Genomic DNA, 5,246 nt, shown 5'->3' with positions numbered 1-5,246 from the left:
GTCGAACCACATGCCCACCTTGGTGTGGTGGATGTAGAGCCCGTCGATGGTCGAGTCGCTCAGCGCGCCACCGATGCCGTTGACCTGGTCCGTGTCGATGCGCTCGCGCACGTCGCCCTCGATCGCGAAACCGGACAGGTGCACGTTGTGGCTGCCTCCGGCTGAGGCGTCCTTGCCGTAGAAGCCGACGCCTGCGTGGATCGAGCCGTCGGGCGCCGGGCTGCTGAGGGTGACCTGGTGACCCTTGATGATCGAGTACCAGCTTCCGGCACCCTCGATCGTGGCGTTGTCGACGATGATGTGCCGGTTGACCTGGAAGGTGCCCGGCGGAATGTAGACCTTCAAGTGCGTCTTCTGCGCGAAGGCGACGGCTCGATCGAACGCGTCGGCCGAGTCCCGCCGGCCGGTCGGGTCCGCGCCGAAGAACAGCACATTCGCCGCGATCGGGTCGATCTTGGGCGCGGCCACCAGTTGAGAGTCCATCAGGTCGATGGTCGTGGTGGTGGCGTCGCTGCCGGCCGGGACGGTCAGCCGGATCTTCGAGCCCGCGGCGTAGGTCCGGCCGAGCAGGAGCCGCTGCTCGTCGTAGAAGTGGTTCGGCCGGAACGGGGTCGGGAACACGGGCGTCGGCGTGGTCTGATCCGGCACGCAGGAGCACTCGGTGGTCCACCAGTCAGGGTGCAGCGGACCGGCATTCGGGTCGTTGCTGAACGGGTACTCGTTGTACAGCCACGCATACTGCGATGTGAGAGTCATGGTGCGGTGTTCGTGGCCGTTGACGGTGACGGCGAGCGGAGCGGTTATCCCGCCGCCGGTCGCAGCGTCGGGGATGCTGTACCGCACGGTGATCGCGTTCGCTGCGCTGGGGAGCGTGAACTCCACGTACTGACCAGGCGTCAGATTGACCGCGGAGCGGCCGGACGCCTCAGCCGGCAGCGTGTACGCGGTTGTGCTCGGGCCGATGACCGTACCGTTCGTCGCGGCGTTCTCCGCCTCTTGCTCGACGACGCCCAGGTTGGCGCCGCGCCCGGCGACCAGCGCCGGATCGATCGCGGCGCGAGTCACGGCGGTCGGTGCCGAGCCGCCGGCGGCGAGCGCGGGTCCGCCGAACACGATGCCGAGCCCGGCCGTGGCCGCGGTTGCTGCGGCGAGCGCCGCGGTGCGTCGCGGCCGGCCCGGCCGGTGGGATCTCTCGGATGGGCCCGGCGATCTGGGCAGAGCTCCGCGGATGCTCCGTTGCATCGAATGCTCGTTTCTCTCGTGAGTGTGAACACCTGATGACGCCCACGGTGGCAACACACCACCAGGCCGCGAGGTGACACTAGGGCCGCGCAAGCGGCTTCACAAGAGTCACTGCAAGATATTTTCGCTAGGCTGTCTACTGCTTGCGGAGTCAGCTTCCGTTCTTGCGGGAAGTTTCTCGAGTCATTGCGACATAAATGCCGCGAGCTGACGGTCGCCAGCCGTTAGCTGTACAACCTGTCGTCGGAGCCGCGCGGGCCGAGGTGCTCCGCGCCGCTGGACAGTGTGGGCTGCCAGTCGAAGATGACCGCGTCGGCGCCGTCGCCGATGACGACCTCGTCGCCCTCGTGCGCGCCCATCTCCAGCAGTGCCTGCTCGACCCCGAGCCGGTTCAGCCGGTCCGCGAGGTAGCCGACCGCCTCGTCGATCGAGAAGTCGGTCTGCCGCACCCAGCGCTCCGGCTTCGTGCCGCGTACGACATAGTGGCCGTCCTCGAAGGCGAGCGTGAACGGCGCCTCGTTCACCGCCTTGGGCCGGATGACCAGGCGGCCAGGCTCCTCCGCCGGACGCTGCGCCCGCGCCTGCTCGACGATCTCGGCCAGGGCGAAGGACAGCTCGCGCAGGCCCTCCCGGCTGACCGCGGAGACCTCGAACACACGCAGGCCGCGCGCCTCCAGGTCCGGCCGCACCAGTTCCGCCAGGTCACGCGCCTCCGGCACATCGATCTTGTTCAGCACGACGAGGCGCGGCCGGTCGGACAGCTTGCCGAGCGCCGCGAACTGGGCACCCGCGCCAGATCCCGCGCCGATTGCACCGCCGACGCCCTGCTCGTGCGCGCCGAGGGCTGCCTCATACGCCGCCAGTTCCGCCTCGATGACGTTCAGGTCGCTGAGCGGGTCGCGGTCCGGCTCCAGGGTCGCGCAGTCGAGCACGTGCACCATGACCGCGCAGCGCTCGATGTGCCGCAGGAACTCGTGGCCGAGTCCCTTGCCCTGGCTCGCGCCCGGGATCAGGCCGGGCACGTCCGCCATGGTGAAGACGTGGTTGTCCGCCGTGACCACGCCGAGGTTCGGCACCAGCGTGGTGAACGGGTAGTCGGCGATCTTCGGCTTGGCCGCGGACATCGCGGCGATCAGCGAGGACTTGCCCGCGCTCGGGTAACCGATCAGCGCGACGTCCGCGACCGACTTGAGTTCGAGTACGAACTCGCCGGACTCGCCGGGCTCGCCGAGCAGCGCGAAGCCGGGGGCCTTGCGCTTGGTGCTGGCCAGCGCAGCGTTGCCGAGCCCGCCGGGCCCGCCCTTGACCAGCACGAAGCTGGTGCCCGCGCCCACCAGGTCGGCCAGCACCTCGCCGTCCGCGGCCTTGACCACGGTCCCGCTCGGCACCGGCAGGATCACGTCGGCCCCGTTCGCACCCTGCCGCATGTCGCCGCCGCCCGGCTTACCGTTCCCGGCAGTGCGGTGCGGCGAATAGTGGTACTCGATCAGCGAGGTGATGTTCGGTTCGACGACCAGGATCACGTCGCCGCCACGACCGCCGTTCGCCCCGTCCGGACCGCCGAGCGGCTTGAACTTCTCCCGGTGCACGGAAGCGCAGCCGTGGCCGCCCTTACCTGCCGCGACGTGCAACACCACGCGGTCTACGAAGGTGGCCATGGCTGTCTACTCCAACTCGGATCAAAGTCCCGATCATGACAGTACGCCGGGTCGACCACTGCGACCCGGCGTACTGGCGAAGCTGTGTGAACTGTGCGCGTGACGCGGCTTAAGCGTCGACGGGCACGATGTTGATGACCTTGCGGTCCCGGAACCGGCCGAACTGCACGGCGCCCGCGGTCAACGCGAACAGCGTGTCGTCCTTGCCGATGCCGACGTTCTCGCCCGGGTGGAAGTGGGTGCCGCGCTGACGCAGGATGATCTCGCCGGCGTTCACCTTCTGGCCGCCGAACCGCTTCACGCCGAGCCGCTGCGCGTTCGAGTCCCGGCCGTTGCGGCTGGAAGAGGCGCCCTTCTTGTGTGCCATGTCAGCTACTTCTTCCCAGTGTCGATGCCGGTGACCTTGACCTCGGTGTACTTCTGCCGATGGCCCTGGCGCACCCGGTAACCGGTCTTGTTCTTGTACTTGAGGATGTCGATCTTCTTGCCCTTGACCTCGGCGACGATCTCGCCGGTGACCTTGACGCCCTCGAGCACCCACGCGTCGGAGGTGACCGAGTCACCATCCACGACGAGCAGTGCCTTCATTTCCACCGGGGTGCCCGGCGTGCCGACAATCCGGTCGACCCGGACGACGTCGCCCACGGCGACCTTATGCTGCCTACCGCCGCTGCGGACGATCGCGTACACCGCTACTCCTACGGGTTGCCTACGCCTGCGCGCAGTGCGATTCAAATTCGCCGCGACAAGCTGAGACTGTCGATTGACTGGTCCGGCACGGCGCGGTGGCACCGCGGGACGGGGGGGCGAGCCTAAACACGCCGAAAACCAAGCGTACGGACCGGGTGGTGGTGCGGTCAAACTGAAGATCACGAACCGGGCCGCGCGAGCCGCTTCCTGAGCCGCCGCGAGATGCCGCAAGGCGTCGAGGCCTTCAAGAAACGCACATCCTTTGCCCGCCCCGCGGCGTCAGCGCTCAAAGCACTACGCCGCGAGGCGAATTGGCAGACTTAGAGCCTACGAAGCTTCCGCGTTCGACTGCGGGGAGCCGGCGGGCCTGCTTGCCGCCCGGCGGCGCTTACGCGGCCGTCCGGTGTCAACCAGCGCCTCGCCCAGGTCGTCACTGTCCGCGGCCGCGTCAGGGTCCTCCGCGTGCGCCTTGAGGTTTATCGGCGGCGCCTGCACCACAGGAGCCGCGTCCACCTCAGCGGCCGCCGCCTCCGTGGCCGAACTGACACCCGGCACAGCTGCGTCGGCCTCGGCGTCCGAATCCCAGGCCGAATCGGCCGACGTGCCCGACGCGTCCTCGCCCTCGTGATGCTTGCCCTTACGCCGCCTGCGCCTGCTGGCCCGGCTCTCGGCCGCACTGCTCGTGTGAGGCGCCTCGCCGGCACCGCCGCCATGCGATTCTGACGCATCGCCAGAACCGTCGTCGTGTGCCTGCCCGTGGCTGTGCGCGTGCTCGTCGGTTACCCGGTCGATGCGCTCGACCACAGTCGTGGAGCGCTCCGTGGTCTTGCGGCCGTGCGGCTCCACCGGGTCCACGTGCACGATGATTCCGCGGCCGTTGCAGTGGTCGCAGGTCTCGGAGAAGGCCTCGAGCAGGCCTTGGCCGACTCGCTTGCGGGTCATCTGCACCAGGCCCAGCGAGGTGACCTCGGCCACCTGGTGCTTGGTGCGGTCGCGGCCCAGGCATTCGAGCAGCCGGCGCAGCACCAGATCCCGGTTCGACTCCAGCACCATGTCGATGAAGTCGATCACGATGATGCCGCCGAGGTCGCGCAGTCGCAGCTGGCGGACGATCTCCTCGGCCGCCTCCAGGTTGTTGCGGGTGACCGTCTCCTCCAGGGAGTTGCTGCCCTGGCCGGTGAACTTGCCGGTGTTCACGTCGATGACGACCATCGCCTCGGTGCGGTCGATCACCAGCGAGCCGCCGCTGGGCAGCCAGACCTTGCGGTCCAGCCCCTTGGCCAGCTGCTCGTCGACCCGGTACACGTTGAACACATCCGTGTCGCTGGTCCACTGCTGCAGCCGCTCGGCCAGCTCGGGCGCGACCCCGGACAGGTACTCGTGGATGGTCTTGTACGCGTCGTCGCCGGAGACGACCAGCTTGCTGAAGTCCTCGTTGAAGATGTCGCGCACCACGCGCACGGTCAGGTCCGGCTCGCCGTACAGCAGCGTCGGGGCCGAGCTGGCCGCCGAGGACGCCTTGCGCTGGATCTCCTCCCACTGCGCGGACAGCCGCTCCACGTCGCGGCGCAGCTCGTCCTCGGTGGCGCCCTCGGCCGCGGTGCGCACGATGACGCCGGCGTGCTCGGGGACGACCGCCTTCAGGATCGTCTTGAG

Annotated in this window: 5 protein-coding genes; all 5 read right to left on the bottom strand. The window is 68.6% G+C overall.

Annotated features, from left to right (window positions below):
- The coding region (locus VN779_RS06585) for a glycosyl hydrolase family 28-related protein (protein WP_325721187.1) at window positions 1–1,242 on the bottom strand (1,242 nt) is incomplete at its 3' end.
- A gap of 224 nt (window positions 1,243–1,466) precedes the next feature.
- Window positions 1,467–2,900 carry a GTPase ObgE gene (obgE, locus tag VN779_RS06580; RefSeq protein WP_325721186.1) on the bottom strand — a complete coding sequence of 478 codons (1,434 nt, stop codon included), beginning with the start codon at window positions 2,898–2,900 and terminating at the stop codon, window positions 1,467–1,469.
- Between the two features lie 109 nt (window positions 2,901–3,009).
- Window positions 3,010–3,267, bottom strand: a complete 258-nt coding sequence (gene rpmA, locus VN779_RS06575; RefSeq protein ID WP_325721184.1) for a 50S ribosomal protein L27 — start codon at window positions 3,265–3,267, stop codon at window positions 3,010–3,012.
- A 5-nt stretch (window positions 3,268–3,272) separates the two neighbouring features.
- On the bottom strand, window positions 3,273–3,590 hold the full coding sequence (gene rplU / locus VN779_RS06570; RefSeq protein WP_325721182.1) for a 50S ribosomal protein L21: 318 nt from the start codon (window positions 3,588–3,590) through the stop codon (window positions 3,273–3,275).
- A gap of 327 nt (window positions 3,591–3,917) precedes the next feature.
- The coding region (locus VN779_RS06565) for an Rne/Rng family ribonuclease (protein ID WP_325721180.1) at window positions 3,918–5,246 on the bottom strand (1,329 nt) is incomplete at its 5' end.

The organism is Actinocrinis sp. (assembly GCF_035605935.1).
Lineage (GTDB): Bacteria > Actinomycetota > Actinomycetes > Streptomycetales > Catenulisporaceae > Actinocrinis.
The sequence above is the reverse complement of the archived record's forward strand: the minus strand, read 5'-3'. Positions and strand labels throughout refer to the sequence as shown.

What these genes read in the sequence shown, in the direction of transcription:
- obgE (WP_325721186.1), bottom strand. Translation starts at nt 2,900, where the DNA reads ATGGCCACCTTCGTAGACCGCGTGGTGTTGCACGTCGCGGCAGGTAAG.
- rpmA (WP_325721184.1), bottom strand. Translation starts at nt 3,267, where the DNA reads ATGGCACACAAGAAGGGCGCCTCTTCCAGCCGCAACGGCCGGGACTCG.